General features: G+C 57.7%; 15 protein-coding genes. 10 read left to right on the top strand and 5 right to left on the bottom strand.

Annotation, left to right across the window (positions count from 1 at the left end):
- Window positions 1–86 precede the first annotated feature (86 nt).
- Both D1224_RS12770 and D1224_RS12765 read left to right on the top strand, forming a co-directional pair.
- Entirely contained in the window at window positions 87–1277 is a 1191-nt protein-coding gene (locus tag D1224_RS12770) for an efflux RND transporter periplasmic adaptor subunit (RefSeq protein ID WP_119380347.1), read from the top strand.
- Window positions 1278–1282: 5 nt separating this feature from the next.
- Window positions 1283–4450, top strand: coding sequence for an efflux RND transporter permease subunit (locus tag D1224_RS12765; protein WP_119380346.1), 3168 nt, complete (start codon window positions 1283–1285; stop codon window positions 4448–4450).
- 16 nt (window positions 4451–4466) lie between these two features.
- Here D1224_RS12765 and D1224_RS12760 read toward each other — a convergent pair whose 3' ends face one another.
- A complete protein-coding gene (locus D1224_RS12760; protein ID WP_147372392.1) occupies window positions 4467–4961 on the bottom strand; it encodes a hypothetical protein in 495 nt (164 codons plus the stop codon).
- Window positions 4962–5184: 223 nt separating this feature from the next.
- Between D1224_RS12760 and D1224_RS12755 the strand changes: the two genes are divergently transcribed.
- Window positions 5185–6402 (top strand): alpha/beta fold hydrolase, encoded by a 1218-nt coding sequence (locus tag D1224_RS12755; protein WP_119380344.1) that lies wholly within the window; start codon window positions 5185–5187, stop codon window positions 6400–6402.
- Between the two features lie 3 nt (window positions 6403–6405).
- Here D1224_RS12755 and D1224_RS12750 read toward each other — a convergent pair whose 3' ends face one another.
- Entirely contained in the window at window positions 6406–8397 is a 1992-nt protein-coding gene (locus D1224_RS12750) for a tetratricopeptide repeat-containing sulfotransferase family protein (RefSeq protein ID WP_119380385.1), read from the bottom strand.
- 77 nt (window positions 8398–8474) lie between these two features.
- Entirely contained in the window at window positions 8475–11054 is a 2580-nt protein-coding gene (locus tag D1224_RS12745; protein ID WP_119380384.1) for a TonB-dependent receptor, read from the bottom strand.
- A 342-nt stretch (window positions 11055–11396) separates the two neighbouring features.
- Here D1224_RS12745 and D1224_RS12740 point away from each other — a divergent pair, with 342 nt between their 5' ends.
- On the top strand, window positions 11397–12992 hold the full coding sequence (locus D1224_RS12740) for a BCCT family transporter (protein WP_119380343.1): 1596 nt from the start codon (window positions 11397–11399) through the stop codon (window positions 12990–12992).
- Window positions 12993–13007: 15 nt separating this feature from the next.
- Here D1224_RS12740 and D1224_RS12735 read toward each other — a convergent pair whose 3' ends face one another.
- Window positions 13008–13832 (bottom strand): DUF4198 domain-containing protein, encoded by an 825-nt coding sequence (locus D1224_RS12735; RefSeq protein WP_119380342.1) that lies wholly within the window; start codon window positions 13830–13832, stop codon window positions 13008–13010.
- A 196-nt stretch (window positions 13833–14028) separates the two neighbouring features.
- On the opposite strand from D1224_RS12735, the gene D1224_RS12730 reads away from it, so the two are divergent.
- The 6 genes from D1224_RS12730 (at window position 14029) to D1224_RS12710 (ending at window position 19567) form a co-directional block, all read left to right on the top strand.
- Window positions 14029–15585, top strand: a complete 1557-nt coding sequence (locus tag D1224_RS12730; RefSeq protein WP_119380341.1) for a DUF4331 domain-containing protein — start codon at window positions 14029–14031, stop codon at window positions 15583–15585.
- A 12-nt stretch (window positions 15586–15597) separates the two neighbouring features.
- Window positions 15598–15933 (top strand): hypothetical protein, encoded by a 336-nt coding sequence (locus tag D1224_RS16340; protein ID WP_147372391.1) that lies wholly within the window; start codon window positions 15598–15600, stop codon window positions 15931–15933.
- Between the two features lie 159 nt (window positions 15934–16092).
- Window positions 16093–16359, top strand: coding sequence for a DUF4212 domain-containing protein (locus D1224_RS12725; protein WP_119380340.1), 267 nt, complete (start codon window positions 16093–16095; stop codon window positions 16357–16359).
- 1 nt (window position 16360) lies between these two features.
- Window positions 16361–18094: a sodium:solute symporter family protein gene (locus tag D1224_RS12720; protein ID WP_119380339.1), complete on the top strand. Its 1734-nt coding sequence runs from the start codon at window positions 16361–16363 to the stop codon at window positions 18092–18094.
- 211 nt (window positions 18095–18305) lie between these two features.
- Window positions 18306–18782, top strand: coding sequence for an RNA polymerase sigma factor (locus tag D1224_RS12715; RefSeq protein WP_147372390.1), 477 nt, complete (start codon window positions 18306–18308; stop codon window positions 18780–18782).
- Complete coding sequence (locus D1224_RS12710) at window positions 18779–19567, top strand: anti-sigma factor (RefSeq protein ID WP_119380337.1); 789 nt, start codon at window positions 18779–18781, stop codon at window positions 19565–19567. Before D1224_RS12715 ends, D1224_RS12710 begins: the two co-directional genes overlap by 4 nt.
- Before the next feature lie 21 nt (window positions 19568–19588).
- Here D1224_RS12710 and D1224_RS12705 read toward each other — a convergent pair whose 3' ends face one another.
- Window positions 19589–20170 carry an RNA polymerase sigma factor gene (locus D1224_RS12705; RefSeq protein ID WP_119380336.1) on the bottom strand — a complete coding sequence of 194 codons (582 nt, stop codon included), beginning with the start codon at window positions 20168–20170 and terminating at the stop codon, window positions 19589–19591.
- Between the last annotated feature and the right edge of the window lie 197 nt (window positions 20171–20367).

The following is a 20367-nucleotide window of genomic DNA, read 5'->3' as shown; positions in this document are numbered from 1 at the left end:
GCGGTTGGCTGACATCTTGCCCTTACCCTGTCGATCTATATCCAATCGAACAAGACACCTAATGCCCCAGCGAGATCAAAACCTCCATGTCTGATGAATATCGATCACAGGAATCCAGCAAACGCCCGAGCTGGATATGGATTATCGCTGGCCTTGGAGTACTCGTTCTTGGCTTTGTAATCATGACATTGGCAGGCGCCGCGAACGCTCCTCAAGAAGGCGCGGTCGCGCGGGAAGACAGCATTCCCTACGTGGAGACAGTTCAGGCTGAGCAGGCTGGCTCAACGTTCGTCGTGAGGGCTCCGGGTCGCATCCAGCCACGGGAGCGACTTGACCTCGTCGGTGAAGTGTCGGGCAAAGTAACAAACATCAATCCGGATCTTCAGGCCGGAGGGCGGATCGGTAAGGGTGAAACGATCCTGCAGATTGATGATGGCGATCTTCGCGCCAATCTGGAGCGAGCACAGGCGCAGCTCGCCACGGCGGAAGCGCGCCGAAGCCAGGCCGAAGCAGAGCGTGATCGACAGATCAATTTGGCAGATATCGGTGCATCGCCTGAAAAGGCCGCTGAGCAGGCTATCGCTGCCTACGAAGACGCCGAAGCAGGTGTCAGGCAGGCTCGGTCACAGCTCGCAATCGCGCGCCGGAACCTACAGAAATCCGCGATTGAATCCCCATTTGATGCCATTGTTGTATCTGAAACGGTCGCGCCAGGCACTTTTGTCTCGCCGGGCCAGCCCCTCGCCAGACTGATTAGCGCCGGCGAGGGCGAGATACAGGCTGGCTTGCCTGCCAAGGATGTCAGGGCTGTGCGCGGTGCATTGGCAGCGCGGGAAGACGGGCGTCTGCCGGTTAGGGCAGTGACAAACTCAAGTTCACTTGGTGCCACAGATATAGAGGGCTACCTCGCTGAATTCTCACCAGAAATAGACCAGCAGTCGCGCACCGCGACGGTGATTGCCGTGTTCCCCGATGCCTTTGCACCAGAGAACCAGGGAGACATCTTCGCAGGTGATTATATGGACCTGCTGATCGAGGGCCGTTCAGATACACCGATGTGGCGCGTACCGGACGGCGCCGTCCGACAGGACGCCTTCGTGTGGGTCGTTACCGGCAATGAACAACTGCGCCGTATTGATGTCGAGACTGTCGATCGCGTCGAAGGCGGTGTTCTTCTACGCGCACCGCAATTGTCATCCGGCGACAGGTTAATGCTGACAGTCCTCGCTGAAGAAATCGAAGGGATGCGGGTGCATCTTGCGGAGTCCCAGCCTTGATCCGGATGATTGAAGGCGTTCTTGCCAACCGGGTGGCTGCAAACCTCCTGATGGTATTCCTTGTCATCTCCGGCATTGCATCGCTGTCGGCGCTCAATGTGCGCGTCTTTCCCCCTATCGAGACCTATAATATTTCGATCACCGTGCCGTATCCGGGCGCGACGCCCGAAGATGTCGAAACCTCGATCGTCAGACCGATCGAAGAGAGACTGGAAGGTCTCGAGGGGATCGACAAGATCACAAGCCTTGCGGCTTCCGGCGTTGGCAATGTCGTCGTCGACATTCCCGAAAGCGAGGACTTGTCGGAAATGCTCGATGAGGTGAAGAACGAGATCGGGCGCATCACTGTTTTTCCGCAAGCTGCAGAAGCCCCGCAAATAAGCGAGGTTGAGCCGGATGAGCTTGTCTCTCAGATCATTCTGCACGGTGAAGTTGATCGCCAGACACTTAAGCAGGCTGCCGACCGGGTCAGGCGCGAACTCGCCGCGAAGGATGGTCTCTCCCTCGTCGAGATTGGCGGCGTCGCAGATTACCTGATCGAAATCGCCATACCTGAGGAAGAGCTTCGCGCGCGAAATCTCAGCCTGACGTCGATTGCCCAGATCATCTCCCAGCAAAGCGTCGACCTTTCGGCGGGCGAGATCGAAAACGATCGTCAACTTCTGAGGGTGCGAGCAGTTGGAGAACGCCGCACGGGCGCGGAGTTTGAGAACATTGTGGTGGGCGCAGGGGTCAATGGCGGCCCCATCTATCTCTCAGACATCGCAGTCATCCATGATGGTCTGTCAGACGATCCGGTCGAGGCGAATTATGCCGGAGAGCCTGCCGTTACTGTCTCCGTCTTCCGTGTTGGACGCGAGAAGACGCTCGATAATGCGCGCATCGTCCGCAACTATATCGAAACGGAAATTGACGCCGCGCTGCCCGGGAACGTGCAGTATGTTCTCTGGCGAGATGAGGCGGTAAACCTTCGCTCGCGAATTGACCTTCTGGTGCGAAATGCGGTGCTCGGTCTAATCCTGGTAACGCTGTTGCTGCTTCTGTTTCTCGATATCCGGATCGCGTTCTGGGTGGCGCTTGGGGTGGGCGTCAGTTTCGTCGGGGCGTTTTTCCCGATGCTCATCTTCGGCATCACCATCAACCAGCTCTCGCTTTTCGGCTTCATTCTGGCCATCGGTATAATTGTCGATGACGCAATCGTGGTGGGTGAAAACATCCATGCCAACTGGCGCGCCGGGGCAGGGCAAATGGAGGCGGCGCGGCTCGGCGTGACGCGTGTCGCGCGGCCCGTATTGTTCTCGGTTTCCACGACCATGACGGCCTTTGTCCCGATCCTGCTCGTGCCGGGGCTTTTCGGTCAGTTTCTCGGCCAGGTATCGGCTGTCGTGATTGTGCTGCTGTTCATTTCGCTGGTGGAAAGCCTCTTCGTCCTGCCGCGTCACCTCTCTCACCTCAGTGATGAGCCGCCGGGCCGTTACTCTCCCCGGCGCCTTGCTGACCCGGTTCGTGACCGCGTTGCCGGAGCGCTGCGCAAGTTTTCTGCCGGTCCGCTCAAGAAAGCGATCCAGTTCGTGGTGCTGCGCCCGGCCATGGTTCTGATGATGGGGTTCGGCATCCTGTTCGCCACGCAGGCGCTGACGGCCAGCGGCTATGTCAAATTCATCTTCTTTCCGGCCGTGGAGGGTGACTACGTCACCGCAGAACTTGAGCTTGCGGAGGGCAGTTCGGAAGAGCAAACGCGCCGATTTGCAATGCAGATCGAAGAGGCCGCTTCTGCCGCCATGAAGGATGTTATCGGGGCGGAGGATGGTTTGCTCGGCGTTCTCTGGCAGATCGCAGAACCGCTTGGTGGGAACGAAGCAAACGCGACCGGCGGGGGGGCAGGGGCTGCTTCTGGAAACCGTGCCTTTGTCGTCGCACAACTCAAGGAGTCCAGCAGCCGCGATTTTGCTGCGCGCGATTTCGAGCGTGCCTGGCGTGACCGGGTTGGTCGCATACCAGGTGCCGAAAAGCTGACCTTCACATCTGACCTTGTCAGCCCCGGCGCGCCTATACAGCTTCAGATATCTGCGCGAACGGATGAGAAAACACGCGAAGCAGTACTGGAGCTTCGGCGCGCGCTGGAGAGCCGTCCCGGCGTATACGATGTGCGTGACGACCGCTTCCGTACGACAGAGGAAGTCCGCATCCAGCTAAAGCCGCTCGCACGCAATTACGGCCTGACGCAGAACGACCTCGCCAGAGAGGTCCGCGCGGCATTTTTTGGCGCTGAGGCTGTCCGTATTCAGCGTGACCGGGAGGAAATTCCAGTTCGCGTGCGTCTTCCAGAGAACGAACGGGCCTCGCTCGAGACACTGAAGAGCCTGCGGGTAAAAGTCAGAGACGGGTACATCCCCATGGATGCACTCGCCGATCTGACAATTGCGCCAGCGCCTGCTTCTATCAACCGCGTGAATGGACGTCGGATCTACTCACTGAATGCGTTTGTTGATGAGGATATCGCAACGGCAGACACGGTTTCCGCCTACATGTTCGAGCAGGCCTTGCCAGAGCTCCAGCAGGAGTACGAAAACCTCACCATGCAGGTTTCTGGCGATCAGGAGGATCAGGCAGAAGCGCAGCCCGTTCTGGCTCGTAACTTCATGCTGGCACTCATCGTGATCTACAGCTTGCTGGCGCTCAATTTCCGGTCATATAGCCAGCCACTCGTCATCATGGGCGCGATCCCGTTTGGCTATGTCGGTGCCCTGATCGGCCATGGCCTGCTGGGCGCAGATCTGACACTCCTGTCCTTCTTCGGTATCATCGGTCTCTCAGGCGTCATCATCAACGCGTCCCTGATGGTGACAGACTTCCTGAATGAGCGGCTCGAAAATGGCGAAGCGCCCGTAGAGGCTGTCGTGTCGGCAATGCTGGATCGATTCAGGGCCATCCTGCTAACGACGCTCACGACCTTCCTGGGTGTGACGCCAATCATTCTTGAGACGAGCATTCAGGCCCAGTTCCTGATCCCGACAGCAATTTCGCTTGGCTTCGGCATCCTGATCGGGACCTTCCTTCTGGTCTTCATGCTGCCGGCTCTTCTGATGGTCCACCTGCGGATATTTGGTGTGCCTGACATGCGCACTGACAACAAAAAGGGGCGCAGCGAAAACGCTGCGCCCACATCATGATCTGAGGTCTGAGAACCTAGCTGCCGAAGCCGTCGCCCACGCCGAAGTCGCGGCGCGCCGAGACGATGCTCACGATGACGCCCACCATCACGTCGATCAGCGCGATGCAGGTAAAGAGGAAGAAGGTTGCTGTCGCGAAATTGGCGAACAGGATGAAGCACACGATGCAGGTCAGGAGTACGGCCATGGACGCCATGTGATTGACCATGGCGCTGGAGCGCGAACTGGTGGCCTTGATGATTTCAATCGACAGCAGTACCAGCGAGACCAGTAGCAGCACATCGCCCAACCTCATCTTCCAGCTGACTCCTGATACCATTGGCACAGAAAACAGCGTTGCATTGAGGTTGCCAGCAATTGCTGGTGTCTCATCCATGTGCTGACCGCCAGCAATAACGGCGATGATGACATAGGCAATCAGTGGAAAAACGAGCAGCGGTGTGATCGTCTCGATCCGTCTGAAAGTCCCCATTTTTGGCCGGGATCTGCGTGATCCTGTTTGATCGCTCATTCTGATATCCTTTCCAGTAACGGCGTCTCATGCGCAGCCCTGCGCAAGTTTGTAACCAAACTTGCCGGGGGCGTCGATGCATGTCGCCGATTAAGCGAATATCCCGGGGGGCGCCTCTTCGGGGCAGTCGACTGTTTCCGCCAATGTTTCTACCCTTCGCGGATTGGTAAAGCGCCCTAAATGAGGCAGTGACCAACCTCTCAAGCGGTAACGGGCAGGACAGATGGCAGAACGCAAATTCAAAGGCTTCGGCGGTCTACTCCTCAGCGCAGATGTACGCGGTGCTGAAGAAGATCCGTCCGTCCTGTTGCTTCATGGCGGTGGACAGACCCGCCACGTCTGGCAGGAGACGGCCGAGGCACTCGTGAAGGCAGGGCGTCACGTCATCAGCCTCGACTTGCGCGGTCATGGCCGCAGCGCGCGCTCAGAGGATAGCCGCTATGAATTTGATGCCTGCGTTGAAGACCTGCGTGCGGTTCTGGCGCAGCTTGCCTCACGCCCTGTCGTCGTCGGGGCAGGGCTTGGTGGCTGGATCGCGCTGACGGCAATAGGCGAGGAGGGCGCCCATCTTGCATCCGGTCTCGTCCTCGCTGATGCGCCGCCTGAAATCGATTTGCGTACAGCAGCCGCGCTTGCTGCCTCAATCCGGTCGGCGCCCGCCCAGACAGAACATGTCGACCCGGTCTTCGGAGAGGTGATCGATGTCGAGAAGTCGAGCGAGCGCATTTCGGTCGCTGCGTCAGGCCTGAAGGTCCCCGTTCTTTTCGTCCGAGGTGCGCTCAGCAGCTTTGGTAACCGGGATGCGGCCAACCGTTTCGTCGAGAAGGTTGCGACCGCGGAATTCGCCGAGATTGAAGACGCCGGTCATCTGGCAGTATTCGATCGCTCCGACGCGTTCAGCGCGGTCCTGCTCGACTTTCTCGAGCGCCGGGTTCCGCGCATGATGCCCGATTACAAACAGGGGTCAGATGCACGCACGCTGCGCGATGCGCTTGGTTGCTTTGCGACTGGGGTAACGGTTGTGACCACCATGTCAGCGCAAGGGGAACCTGTTGGCTTGACAGCGAACTCTTTCACCTCTGTCTCGCTCGATCCACCGCTGCTGCTCGTCTGTATCGCCAAAAGCTCTTCGAGCCTTGAGGCGCTCGAGGCCTCTGAACGCTTTGCCGTCAATGTCCTTCACATCGGCCAACAGCCAGTCTCGAATACTTTCGCCATGCCGGGCGAGGACAGGTTCTCGCAGACGCCATGGGAGGAAGGCCAGTATGGCTCACCGCTGATCTCAGGTGCGCTCGCGAATTTTGAATGCATCAAGTCTGATCTCCACGATGGCGGCGATCATGTCATCCTCATCGGTAAGGTAGAGCGCGCAAAATACGAGCCTCGGCGCGACCCGCTCCTCTATTTCAAGGGCAAGTACCGCCGGCTTCATTTCGCCTGATGGCTAGCGATAATCTTTCAGGGCAGGGCCGAGAGCGTCCTGGAGCGGTCCGAGATGGGCTTCGAAATTGCGCCACTGATCAACACCGGAGCGGCTGATCGGCTGCCGCACTTGTTCAGAGCTTGCCGTACGAACCGCGCGCTCGGTCTTGTGGAAGTCGACGCAAGATTGCTCGAATGGCAATTCGCAGTGATTGAGGATCCGGCGGACCTGGCCTTCCAGATCGTCAACGACGTCCTCGTGCTGTACGCGTAGAACCTTGCCGGGAAACACACTGTCCCAGTGGGCCATCATCTCGATATAGATGCGGTAGTAATTACCGATATCTTCGAGGCTGTAGCTGAACTCCTGACCTTCCGCGAAGAGCTGCTTGAAGCCGGAAAAGCAGCAGGCCATCGGCTCACGGCGGGCGTCGATGATTTTCGCGTTCGGCAGGATCAGGTGGATCAGTCCGATATGCCTGAAATTGTTGGGCATCTTGTCGGTAAAGAATGGTGCGCCCTGACGGTGGATCGCGGTATTTGCGATATAGTCCTGTCCAAGCGCGGCGAGTTCCTCATCTGGCAATTCATGCAGGATACGCGGATAGCGTTCGCGATCAGAAATCTGCTTACGTCCGCGCAGCCGGTGCGCCAGTGACAGGATATTTGGTAGCTCCAGCGTGCCATCGACCTGACTGTGGGAAGCAAGGATCTGCTCGATCAGCGTGGAGCCCGCGCGCGGTAGACCGACGATGAAGATCGGGGCAGGGTCGTCGTGGCCAGCGCCAGCCCGCTTCTCAAACAAATCACGCGTGCAATGCTCGATCTGGCCATCGGCTTCAGCTCGCATCTGCTCTGTCGTGTACCGGATCTGCGACTTCTTCAGCGCATTTCCGCCGCTATAGGCCTCAAAGGCTTCATCAAATGATTTGGTGTCCTCCAGCGCCTTGCCGAGCGCAAAGGCAAGGTGCACGCGCCCCATGAAATGCAAGTTCGGATTATCGAGCGCCTTTCGCATAATTTCGATATCGGCAGCGCTGAACTTGTAGGTCTTGAGATTTGCGAGCGCGTACCAGGCATCGCCATGCAGCGGGTTCACCTCGACCGCGCGGCGGTAGGACTTGATCGCTTCTTCGGTGCGACCCGCAGTCTTCAAAGCGTGCCCCTGTGACGTCAGGGTCGCAAGATCGTCTGGCAGGGTGCGAAGGACCTCCTCGAAAATTTCGAGCGCTTCGTCATAATTTCCCGCCTGCATGGCTTCGATCGCATAGATTGATTTGAAGACCGGGCTGTCAGGGTCATGCTTCAGAAGCGTTTCCGCCTGCGCGAGAGCCGCTTCGTATTTCTGGCGTTTTCGAAGCACTTGAACATGATCAATGCGCAGCTGCGGATTGTCTGGATCGAGTTCAATGGCCGTTTCGAGCAGGAAGTCTGCATCCTCGTGCACGCCAAGCCGTGTACCGATATCGGCGAGAAGACGCATACCCTCGATGTGGCGCGGGTTCTTTTGCAGAAAAGCTCTCGCGATACGCTCTGCATGAATGACGCGACCTTCATGAATATAATTCGTCACGGCCAGAAGCTCTGGTGGCAATCGCTTCAGCCGGTCGGCCTGTGCCCGTGCGTGGGCCGCATCCTCTGCGCGCCCGGAAGCCGAGAGCATTTCAGCTTGCGCTGTCCAGCTTGCGACCAGCGCGGGATTGTACCGAACGGCGCGCTGATAGGCCGTGACGGCGGCATCAAGATTGCCCCTCTTGCGATGAAGGTGGCCTTCCTCCTGATAGGCGCGTCCAAAATCAGGTGCCAGGCGTTTGAGGTGGTCAAGATGACGGAAAGCGGTGGCGGTCTCGCCGAGATACCGTGCACAAGCCGCAGCCATATAAACGGCGTCCTGATGGTCCGGTGTGTTTTTGAGGATGATATCCAATGCATCCGAAGCCGCCTTGAACTGCCCTCGCTGCATCAAGGCGCGAACCTGTTTCAGCTGATCGGCAGTCGTCTCGGCTTCAGTCATTTCATCCATTCAAAACTAGTGCAGCGTCCCGAATAACCGGGACGCTGCGATAGAAGCAAGTTTGTCTTCGGTATCGACTAGTAGTCGTACTTCAGACGAATGCCGATCGTACGCGGACGGATCGGGGTGACCCGCTCACGGTCGAAGACGAAGCTACCGCTAAGCTCGGCATATTCATTCGTCAGGTTGGTGGCGAAGAGTTCTGCGCCCCAATTGTCGCCCGTGATGCCAGCGGTAGCACCGAAGGTTACGTAACCATCAAGGTCCATCTTGTTGATCTCTACCACGTCGGTGACAGACTCATCAGAGAAGACCATTTGCGGCATGATGTGAGCTCGCACGCGCTGTCCAGCGATCTCCTGCTCGAGATCCCATTCGTAACGCACGCGCAGATTGCCCTGATATGCTGGCGCGAATGCCAGTTCCGAGCCGACCAAAACGTCATCCGTCGGGACGAGGACATCGGTGATCTCCGAATCCAGGAGCGAGAATGCACCAGCAATCGTCAGACCATCAATGCTCTCCGGCAGCCAGGTGAAGTCGCCTTCGATACCTTTAAGCTCTGCATTTGCAGCATTATCGGAGAAGAACAGGTTCACGATGGACGGGTCGAAGATCGTCGTCTGAAGACCTTCAATGTCGACGAAGAAAGCCGCGCCGTTGAAGCGGAGCGAATTGTCGAACAGCTCGGTTTTCCAACCGAGTTCGTAGTTCTGAATTTCGTCTGTATCGACAGCATAGGGCACCGTGTAGTTGTTCGGGCCTGATGCGCCGCCTGGACGGTTCAGAAGCCCGGCACGGTAACCTTCAGAATAGGTCGCATAGAACAGCGTGTTCTCTGTCGGCGTCCACTCACCAGTTGCTTTCAGAATGACGCCATCGGTCGCTGCCGTGTCCGGGGCCTCTGCTGGGCCGTTCGGTCCATAAAGCTGCGAGATGTTCGTGCCGAAAACCTGCTGGTCAGTATCAGCAAAGAGGTTGAAGAACGACGAGTTCGCTGAACCTTCAAGATCGACTTCGACGTCATAGTAGCGCGCGCCGAGCGTGATAGCGAACTGGTCGGTGAGGTCGAAAGTCGTCTCACCGAAGATGCCGATCTGCTCGTCCGTGCGAAGCACGTCATTGCGGAAGATCACGCCTGGCGGGAACGGACCCGGCTGGCTGAAATAGCCCTGACTTTCATTCCCGACGTCACCCGGCGTTGCCGCGCCATTGGTCAGCGGGAAGTTCGGGGCAAATCCGACAGAGCCGTCTGTGTAAACGACCTGCGTCGAGCCTGGATAGATGAAGTCATTGCGCTCTGCGAGTTCGAGGTCGCTGTAGAACGCACCGAAGGTTGCGCGCCAGCGATACTCATCCGGCGTGTTGAAGCGCAGCTCGTGCGTCTGAACCTTCGTTTCCGAATGCGATTTTACCGAAAGGTTCGGCGCGTAACACGTACCGGCAGGCGCAGCGCCCGTCGGATAGGTCACGTCATAGTCACAGATGTAATAAGGCAGGTACTGGCCGACGAAGAGGTAGTCAGAGTAATCGACGACCTGGTCGGTGGTCCGTTCGGTGTATGCACCCGTGTAAACGGCCTCAAGCATGCCGAGGCGGCCTTCGAGCGTCCACGCGGTGGAGTGGAAATCGTCTTCGATCTCCTCAGGCGTGAAGCGAACGATGTCATAATCGTCGAGCTCAGGGTCGGCAAAGAAAACGCCGTCGGATTCAATTCCTTGTTGGGAATGCTGGACCAGCAGGTCCCAATCTTCGTTGAATTCGTAATAACCGCTCAGGCGGAAGCCCTGATAGGTGACGTCGTTGATATCGTTCTCGACGATCGTGCCATTGTTTGCGTCGATGAAGGTCACGCCGGAAAGGTCAGCGCCGGCCTGAAAGCCAGCGCGGGCAGCATTCACCGGTACGCCATTGTCACGGACTGTGCCTTGCGCGCGGAAGCGAGCCGACTCGCGAACCGAAAGCGTGCCGCCGACATTGTCGATGTAGCCACCCTGCGTGTCGGTGTAGACGACACCGCGAAGCGCGAGCTTGTCGGTGACTGGAAGGTTGAGCATCGCTTCAACGCTATTGCTCATCTCGCCGCCATCCGTGAACGCGGTCGATGCCTTGAAACCAGCATCAAAGCCGGACAGCGATGGCTTGTTGGTGATGAGACGAACCGTACCAGCCTGGGAGCTTGCACCGAAAAGCGTGCCCTGCGGGCCTGAAAGAACCTCTACGCGCTCAAGGTCGGCTGCGTATACGTCGAGGTTACGGCCTGGCTGCGCCAGTGGTTGTTCGTCGAGATAGAAGGAAACGTTCGGTGCGAGGCCCGCCACACCGGCAACCGTCAGGTTTGGTGTCGTGGACGCGAGGCCGCGAATATAGATCGTGTTCTGGCCTGGGCCGGAACCGCCAGCGGTGACGCCTGGCAGCTGAACCAGGTAGTCGCTGAAGTTCTTGACGCCGAGCTGGTCAAGTTCCTGCTCGCCCAGCGCGTTCACCGTCACAGGAATGTCCTGCGCGCTTTCGGAACGTTTGGTGGCCGTCACCGTTACGGTTGAAAGACGTCTATTGTCCTGGGCAGTCTCTTCCTGAGACTGCGCCATTGCCGGAGTGGCAGCTACAATAGCGCCGATGGCGAGCAGCGAAGCTCCGCCGAAAAGCTTGTTCATGAATTTCCCCATCTTTATGTGGTCGCGTGTGATCATGCGAAAGGCCCCATCGCGAGCTTCAGGCAGAAGCCAGATCGCGCCCGGGCACCGACCTCACATAAGGCGATAGTTCGGCAAATAAAATAAAATAGTCAAACTTTTGACACGGCTGAGGCCCGCGCCGACGCTAATACACAAAAAAACGTAATATTTACAGTGTGTTTTACCATGGTTGCAGCTTTGCAACATGTTTGCAAATTTGTTCAAACCTTGAAAGTTATCCCTGAGTATGAAGATCAAAGATGACTTAACCATTCGATCTGCAAACAATCAGCGGGATTTGCCGCTACGGAGAAGTTGAATATGAGCGAACCTGAGGGTGATGCTGAGTACACGACTGACTATGAAGTCGGTCAAGACAATGTCGAATGGCTCGGCCTCGATATTCACAACCCTGTATTCTTTCTCAGCGCCGGCCTTGTTCTTGTGTTCGCCGTCACATCACTCGTGTTTCCGCAAGCAACCGGATTTGCCCTGCAAGCTTCGAGAACCTGGACGCTGGAGACCTTTGACTGGCTCTTTGCTTTAACGCCCCCGCTCATACTTTTGTTCTGCCTTGCGCTCGCCTTCTCGCCTCTCGGAAAAATCCGGCTTGGCGGACCGGATGCGAAACCTGAATTCAGCATACCTTCGTGGATCGCCATGCTTTTCGCGGCCGGTGTCGGGATCGGTTTTATGTTCTATGGCTCGGCAGAGCCGCTTGCTTATTATTCTGATTGGTTCGGCACGCCGCTCAACGTTGAGGCCGACACCGAAGTGGCCCGGAAGCTCGCATTCAGTGCCACATTGTTTCACTGGGGCGTGGCGCCATGGGGCGTGTATGCCGTGGTCGGTCTGGCCCTCGGCTTCTTCGCCTACAATAAGGGCCTGCCACTTACGATCCGGTCGGCCTTCTACCCAATTCTCGGTGATCGCGTATGGGGCTTCTGGGGGCATGTGATCGACACCTTCGCTGTCATCTCGACCGTCTTCGGCCTGGCCACGACGATAGGAATTGGTGCAGCCCAGGCCAGCAGCGGTATCGGTTTCCTGACCGGCGTTCAGGTGAGCGTTGGTCTTCAGACCCTCTTGATTGCAGCGATCACGGGCCTCGCCGTCATCTCGGTCCTGCGGGGGCTCGACGGCGGCGTAAAGCTTCTATCGGACATCAACATGACCATCGCCGTCATATTGATGCTTTTCGTTCTGATCGCTGGGCCAACACTGGCCATCGTAATGGGGCTTGGCGAAAATTTCCTGGCCTATCTGACCGACACTCCAGCTCTCACCAACTGGTTCGGGCGCGAGGATACTGCCTGGTTCCACGACTGGACCATATTCTATTGGGCTTGGTGGATTTCCTGGTCGCCTTTCGTAGGCATGTTCATCGCGCGTATTTCCAAAGGTCGCACGGTCCGGGAGTATTTCTCTGTGGTCCTGCTGGCGCCGGTCGCGATCTGCGTGCTCTGGTTCACGACTTTTGGTGAAACCGCGATCCAGCAATACGAAAATGGTCAGGGCGAACTTGGTGAAGGCATGACGACTGCCGCGCTGACGCTTTTCCATATGCTGGACAGCCTTCCATTCTCGATTATCACGTCCTGCGCAGCGATCTTCCTGCTCGTCGTATTTATCGTGACGTCCGCCGACTCAGGCGCGCTTGTCATTGACAGCATCACCTCAGGCGGAAAGACCGACGCGCCAGTCCCTCAACGGGTCTTCTGGGCATGTATGCTCGGCGTTACGGCTTCAATGCTGCTCTATGGCGGGGGACGTGACACACTGAATTCATTGCAAGCAGGCACGATCACGGCCGCGCTGCCATTCACGTCTATATTGCTGGCAAGCTGCATCAGCCTGTTCCTGGGCATGCGACATGAACACCGGGCGATGAAGGGTCTGGAAGATATCGACGCCTAGCCGGCGGCCTGCCCCTTAACGGGGGCAGGGGCTTTCAGTGTCGAATGTCAGACTGGAAAAGATCGTCTGATAGTCAGCACCTTCAAGCAAACCGTCTGCGGCTTCGGCCCAGACAGTGTGCACTAACCAGCGGCCTTCAGTCAGCGAAGATGAGATATCGACAACTCCATCGACATCCGTTTCGGCGCTGAAATGCACCGTATCATCGTCGAGATTGGTGATGTGAAGTGTCGCGCCGGAAACCGGAACACCGTGATAGTGCACATTGATTGGCATGGTGGCGCCGACATTCCAGTCGATTGGGTTTGCGCCAGGGACGATCTCAAGCGTTAGACCGAGCTCCTTGCCCCAGTTGTCTGAAGCTTCATCGGGGCAACCGACCTGAACCAATGCTTTGCCGCGTCGCGAGTAGAGCTCCTTGCCCGGATGGTCTTCAGCGCGATTTGCCGCGCGGTCCAGCATGATTGGACGAATGCCTTCATCCTCGACGTAAGAAGTAAACTTGTCAGCATCGAGTTCGCTGAAACTATTGGTTGTTTCGACAAGGATGAGATGCGTACCGATCTCGTCGAGCACGACAGACAGGTCGCCTGACAGGCTTTCTGCCCCACGTGCCTGATTGTTCTGACCTTCAGGTCCGAAGCTCTGAAATCCCACGATCCGGTGCGGACGCAGGGGCCAGTCCGACTTGTCAGAGCCGTGCCCGACAAAAAGACTGACTAGCAGAGCGCCGCTGTCCTCAGGCGTGAATGTATCTGGCTGAACCCAGAAGTCGTGTGCGTGCGCGGTGCCTGCGGTCAAGGCAGCAGCTAAAATCGACAGTGAAATCATGCGGTTCATAATCGTCCTCCTCCAAAATTCAAAACAGTTACGGCTGGCGGGGCGGAATGGGTGCAGCCGCTATTAACTCTGGTCCGAACGGCACGGATGAAAAGTTTTTTTGCGTGGGCGCACCCCCAATTCTGTCCAGTTCGTAACTGTCCCCGCGTCTGACACGAAACGACGCCAGACATTCTTCTTGAGAGGGAACGCCAAAATGAAACTGACCCATGTCTCCATAGCAGCGCTCACGATCGCTGCGGCCGGGGCGTTGCTTGCGCCTGCGCTGGCCTCCAGCCACCGTGAAGCGCCAGGCATCACCGAGCAGCCGAAAGTCGACGGCACCGATTTCTATATGTTCCGAAGCTACGAAAATGGCCGTTCGGATTATGTTACCTTCATCGCCAACTATCAGCCGCTGCAGGCGCCATATGGCGGGCCGAACTATTTTACGATGGACCCGGACGCGATCTACGAGATCCACGTTGACGTCGACGGGGATGCCGTAGAGGACCTGACCTTCCAGTTCGACTTCGAGAACACGCTGCGCGATGGCACGGGCATTACCGTCCCAGTTGGCGATAAGGAGCTTGCGATCCCGCTTCGTCAGGCCGGACAGATTGGTGCAGGCAACCAAGGCGCGCTCGGGGAACTGGAGACCTATGAGCTTTCTCTTGTGACCGGCGACCGCCGTGAGGGCACACGCACTGAGCTTGGCAGATTCACAAAGCCTGTCGACAATATCGGCAACAAGACCTTACCGGACTATGCTGGCTACGCGAACAGCTTCATTTCTACAGTCGACTTTCCGGGCTGTGGTACAGGGCGCGTCTTTGCAGGCCAGCGAGCCGAAGCCTTCGCGGTCAACCTTGGCGAAGTGTTCGACCTCGTGAACCTTGTGCCAATCGATGGCGACAGCAGCGCCGGCAACGGCGATGGCAATGGCTTTCCAGGCGGCATTACCCAGGACCGCGCCAATGACGATCTTGTCGGCAAGGCGAACGTAACGTCGCTTGCGCTTGAAGTGCCGATCAGCTGCCTTGATGATGACGGCGATGGCATCATCGGCGGTTGGACGACGGCCAGCCTGCCACAGGCCGAGATCGAAGATCCCTCCCCGACCTATAAGCAGACATCGCTTTACGGAGGCGCGTTCGTTCAACAGTCGCGCCTGTCTGCACCGCTGGTGAATGAAGTTGTCATCGGCCTGCCGGACAAGGACCTTTTCAACGCAGCTGAGCCGACCCAGGATTCCGCGCTTGCCGACTACGTAACGAACCCGACGCTGCCGGTTCTGCTCGATATTCTGTTTCGTGATGCGGTGAACGGCACACTGGGCACTGATTTCGACACAATCGCACCAACCAATCTGCCTCGCCAGGACCTCGTCGCTGCCTTCCTGACGGGTATAGAAGGGCTCAACCAGCCAGCTGGTGTCACGCCGTCGGAAATGATGCGCCTCAATATGGGTATTTCGCCAACGCCTCGAAATGCGCAGAGCAATCTCGGTGTGCTTGCCGATGACCTCGCAGGTTTCCCGAACGGTCGCAGGCCGGGCGACGATACTGTCGACATCGCGCTTCGTGTGACCATGGGCCGACTCTGCCATCCAGTGACGATTGGCGGTCAGTCAACTGATCTTGGCTTCTGCGATCCTTCTGACGCCAATGTGGGGACGGCTGCGTTTACCGATGGCGCTCCAATTACCGCGCTCGAACTGCAGAACCAGTTCCCATACCTCAATACGCCGATCGCCGGCTCACCGAACAATTAGGGAGGCGAGATAATGAGAACCCATAGACACTCCTATCTGAAGCTTGCCTTGCTCGCTGGCGTTGCCGCCATGGGCATCAGCGCTTGCGGTGGGGGCGATAATGGTGGTGGCGGCTCGACCGTGCCTCCCCCAGCACCACCTCCGCCGCCTCCACCGCCACCACCACCACCACCACCTCCTCCGCCGCCGCCTCCACCCGGAGGTCAGGTGGACCCAGCGTCGAGCTTTGGAGCAGGTTTTGGCGCGGCATTCAGTACGGCCCGCTTCGGCGCGCCAATTGATCCGGACACGATCACGATCACACCGATCGATCGGACCAGCGACCCCCTCGACGTTCCAAATAATTAGAACGTTCGGCTGGTTGACCGGAAAAGAGACGGCGAGGCTTTGGCCTCGCCGTTTTCATTTCGCGCCGTAGTAATAAACCTCGCGAAAGCTTTCGCCATAATGATTGCAAAGCGGCGCCTAAGGCGGCAGGCTCATCCAAAATAAAAGAGGGAGGGCGCCGTGCAGGAGAAGTCGAGCGCAGATGAAGGCCGCGCCTACTGGCAGGCAACGATCAGGCTGACTATAGGTCTGCTGGTCATATGGTTCGCCGTTTCGTTCGGCGCGGGTATCCTGCTTCGCGACTTTCTTGATCAATGGTCGCTCGGCGGCGCGCCACTCGGTTTCTGGTTCGCCCAGCAGGGGGCAATCTACGTCTTCGTGGTTCTCATTTTCGTGTATTGCTGGGCGATGCGACGGATAGAGAAAAAGCATGGGGTGAGGGCCTGATATGCTTGATCCGTGGACACTCTTTTTCGTCGTCACGACTTTTGCCCTTTATATCGGCATTGCGATCTGGGCACGCGCCGGCTCAACCGATGACTTCTACGTCGCGGGCCATGACGTTCATCCAACGGTAAACGGCATGGCGACGGCAGCTGACTGGATGTCGGCGGCAAGCTTCCTCTCCATGGCAGGACTTATCGCCTTCATGGGCTATGGCGGCTCTGTCTACCTTATGGGCTGGACGGGTGGCTATGTGCTGCTCGCGCTTTTGCTTGCGCCATTCCTGAGAGAATTCGGGAAGTTCACCGTGCCGGACTTCGTCGGCGACCGGTATTACTCTACGACCGCTCGCGTGATTGCCGTAGTCTGCGCGCTGTTCGTATCATTCACCTATATCGCCGGTCAGATGAAAGGCGTTGGCGTTGCCTTCTCCGGTTTCCTCGGTGTGCCGTTCGAGTGGGGCATCATTATCGGCATGGTGATCGTTTTCTTCTACGCGGTGCTCGGCGGAATGAAGGGCGTCACCTACACGCAGGTTGCGCAGTATTGCGTGCTGATCTTCGCTTTCACCGTGCCTGCGATCTTCATGTCGCTGATTATCACGGGAAACCCTGTGCCTCAGCTTGGCTTCATTGGCGAAGCGAAAGGCGAGGGCGTTTCCATGCTCGCGAAGCTGAACACCGTGATCACCGATCTCGGCTTTCTGGAATACACAGAAACCAACAAGTCGATGATCGACGTGTTCTGCATTACCGCCGCGCTGATGTTTGGGACGGCGGGGCTGCCGCACGTCATCATCCGCTTCTTCACCGTGAAAAGCGCCGATGCGGCACGTGTTTCGGCCGGGTGGGCGCTGATCTTTATCGCTATCCTGTATACCACGGCTCCAGCGGTCGGCGCGTTCGCGCGGATCAATTTCATCGATACTGTGAATGAGGCGACCTATATCGCCGACGATGAGGATTATGAAGCCCGCTCAGCCGAGATCGAGGCTGCAGGCGGGAAGCCGGTGCCTCAATGGTATAAGGACTGGGAGCCGACCGGCCTTGTCGCCTTCGAAGACAAGAATGGCGACGGTGTCATGCAGTATCGTGGGCCGAACGCTCCGGATGGTATTGAGAATGAAGTCAGCCCGAACAATGACATCTTCGTTCTCGCTAATCCGCAGATCGCCAATCTGCCGGGCTGGGTGATCGGCCTTGTTGTCGCGGGCGGTCTCGCCGCGGCCCTGTCGACCGCAGCCGGCCTGCTCATGGTGATCAGTTCTGCCGTCAGCCATGACCTGTGCCGCCGGACACTGTTCAAATCGATGGACGACAAGACAGAGCTTCGGGTTGCCCGCGGGGCGGCTGCCGGCGCCGTGTTTGCCGCGGGTCTGCTTGGCATATTCTCCAATAGCCTCGGCTTTGTCGCGCAGGTGGTCGCGTTCGCCTTCGGGCTCGCGGCGGCCTCTCTGTTCCCGGTCATCTTTCTCGGAATTTTCTGGAAGCGGATGAACAAGGAAGGTGCTGTCGCGTCCATGCTGACCGGCCTGATCACGACATTTGGCTATATTTACTGGTTCAAGTTCGTCGATACAGACCCGAAGAACTGGCTATTTGGTGTCTCGCCGGAAGGTATAGGGTTCGTGTTCATGTGGCTTGCAGCAGGTGTAGGCGTTGTCATCACGCTCGCCACCAAGCCGCCGCCGAAAGAAATTCTGGAGCTTGTTCAGAAAATTCGCGTACCGGTATCGTAAGTGAACTTCCCGAATCCAGTCCGGTGAAAATACGCTGTGCTGTCTGGAAATGTAAGCGGCCGGGCGATGCAAAATGAAAGGTGGAACAAAGCTTTAGCCACATCAGTTTCATTCGAACTGGATCGGCGATGCGGCCGCCATAGTTGAGACGCATGACCTTAATAGCGGTAGGTTTATGAATTCTGGAGAGCGCCAGCAGCTGAATGACGCCATGCGGGCGTTGGGCGAAGGCCATGGCGAAGCCATGAGGCAGGTGTTCGCCCTGACCTCGCCTAAGATCTATGGAAAGGTCGTCGCACTCCTGAAAACGCCGGAACTTGCGCAACGCGCTCTATCCGCCACCTATTTGAAACTATGGAAAAACCACGCATCGATACCGCCCACCGGCTGCGATTACATGCATTTTATTGCGGCTATGGCGCACCAGGCAGCGATCGATATTCGTTTCAGTGATACAAGCAATGGCGAACTCTTGCCCCATGTGCCAAATCCGCCTTCGGATGCGGCGGGGCTCATGGGCTCGTCAGCCCTGAACGAATTGAGCGAGGCCGACCGAGACATGCTGACTGCAGCGTATCTGAAATTCGAGAACATCGAACAGATCGCCAGCAGGACAGGTGTATCAGCTTCAGACGTGCGCGCCCGGCTTACCCAAATCGTATCTATTAGATCGGGGGGCGCACAATGAGCGATACGACCCCGAATAAGCGGCAGGAACTGGCGAGCGCTGTCATTCTCGGCCATGCGGACGAAGCCGAGCTCGCACAGTTCAAGCGCCTCTACGCCGAGGATCAGAGTTTCCAGACGCTTGTTGCGGAAATGGAAGAATTCCTGTCGCCGCTCAGCACGATAAGCGAGGATGCCGAGCCGCCGGAAGGTGTTCTCGACGACATCATGGTTCAGATTTCAGGCCCGGAACCCAGCACAAAAGCTGTCGCTCCGACCCCCGCTCCAGAGGCGCCCCAGCGCGTAAGGCGACGCAGCAGCTCCAAATCCCGCCGCCATCCAGAGCGGCCCTGGCAATATGCGACAGCCGCCTCGATGATCCTGGCCGTTGGTTCGCTCGCGGTGCACTCGATCCCGGACGCGGAAACACCGGCCCCAGCGCCCGTTGAAGTTGCTAGCGTGCAGGAAGAATTGTTGACCCTGATGACGTCAGGCGGGGAGGCGCCCACAGTCGTGGTGCTTCTCTATGACAAGGACAGCAACCAGATCACGGGCAGACTTACGAATGCTCAGCCGCCGGCAGATGGCGTCTGGCAGCTCTGGCTGTTGCGAGACGGGCTGGATGCGCCACAATCACTCGGGCTTTTGACCGATCTCTCGGACGATGGCGTTATCAACCTCTCCATCGCGACTGAGCTTGCAGCCGGGTCTGACACGCTGGCAATAAGTGTGGAGCCGGAAGGCGGTTCGCCGGAGGCAGGGCCGACCGGACCGGTCGTGTTCACCGGCGCTGTCAGCCCGATCTGATCTCTGCAATTTTTGAAGTTTTTAGAGGACCGCGCTGACGCTATCGACTGGCATGTCCGCGCGCAGCTTCTTCAGGCCGCGCCGGACCCAGGCTTTCACCGTATTGGGTGACACTTCCAGAATGTGGCCGATCTCACGGCACGTCATGCCTTGGACAACATTCAGCGAAATCGAAAGCGAGACCTGCTCAGGCAATTTTGCCAGATGGGTGTCGAGAATACGTCCAAGATTGCGGGTGCGTGCTTCCTGTTCCGGGCGCGCAGCGTCGTCCGGAATTGTTTCCGCGATCTCTTCCGTCACGGGCGTACGCGCTTTTGATCGAAGCCGATCAAGCCCGCGGTTGCGCATGATAACCAGCATCCAGGTAAAGGCGTTGCCCTTGTAGGCATCAAACCGATGGGCATTCTTCCAGATGGATACATAGGCCTCCTGAAGCACGTCCTTGGCGGCCTCGGCATCCTTCAACTGGTTTTTCAGAATGGCGAAGAACTTCGGGGCGGTAAGCCGATAAACTTCTTTGAACGCGGCAGAGTCACCTACTGCACAGGCCGCCAGCGCCGCCCTCAGGTCCATATTAAGCTTCACGAACTCTGGTTTACTCATGCACACCCCTGATGTTGTCCAGTGATTTAGTTCGTTGCGTGAAAAGTAAACCCGCAAACGATCACGTTCGGGTGAGGTGGTGCTGGTTCGTGCACCTCCGGTTTTCTACAACCTTCATGACTATATCCCGGGCTGTTGCAACCTTGAGAAGAGCCCAAGTTTTCTCAACTGCCTGCACCCTGACACATCGAAGGTTC

Origin of the sequence: Henriciella barbarensis, assembly GCF_003576345.1 — a bacterium.
In the GTDB taxonomy this organism is placed as follows: domain Bacteria; phylum Pseudomonadota; class Alphaproteobacteria; order Caulobacterales; family Hyphomonadaceae; genus Henriciella; species Henriciella barbarensis.
Note: the sequence above shows the minus strand (reverse complement) of the source record. Positions and strands in the feature narration are given on the sequence as shown.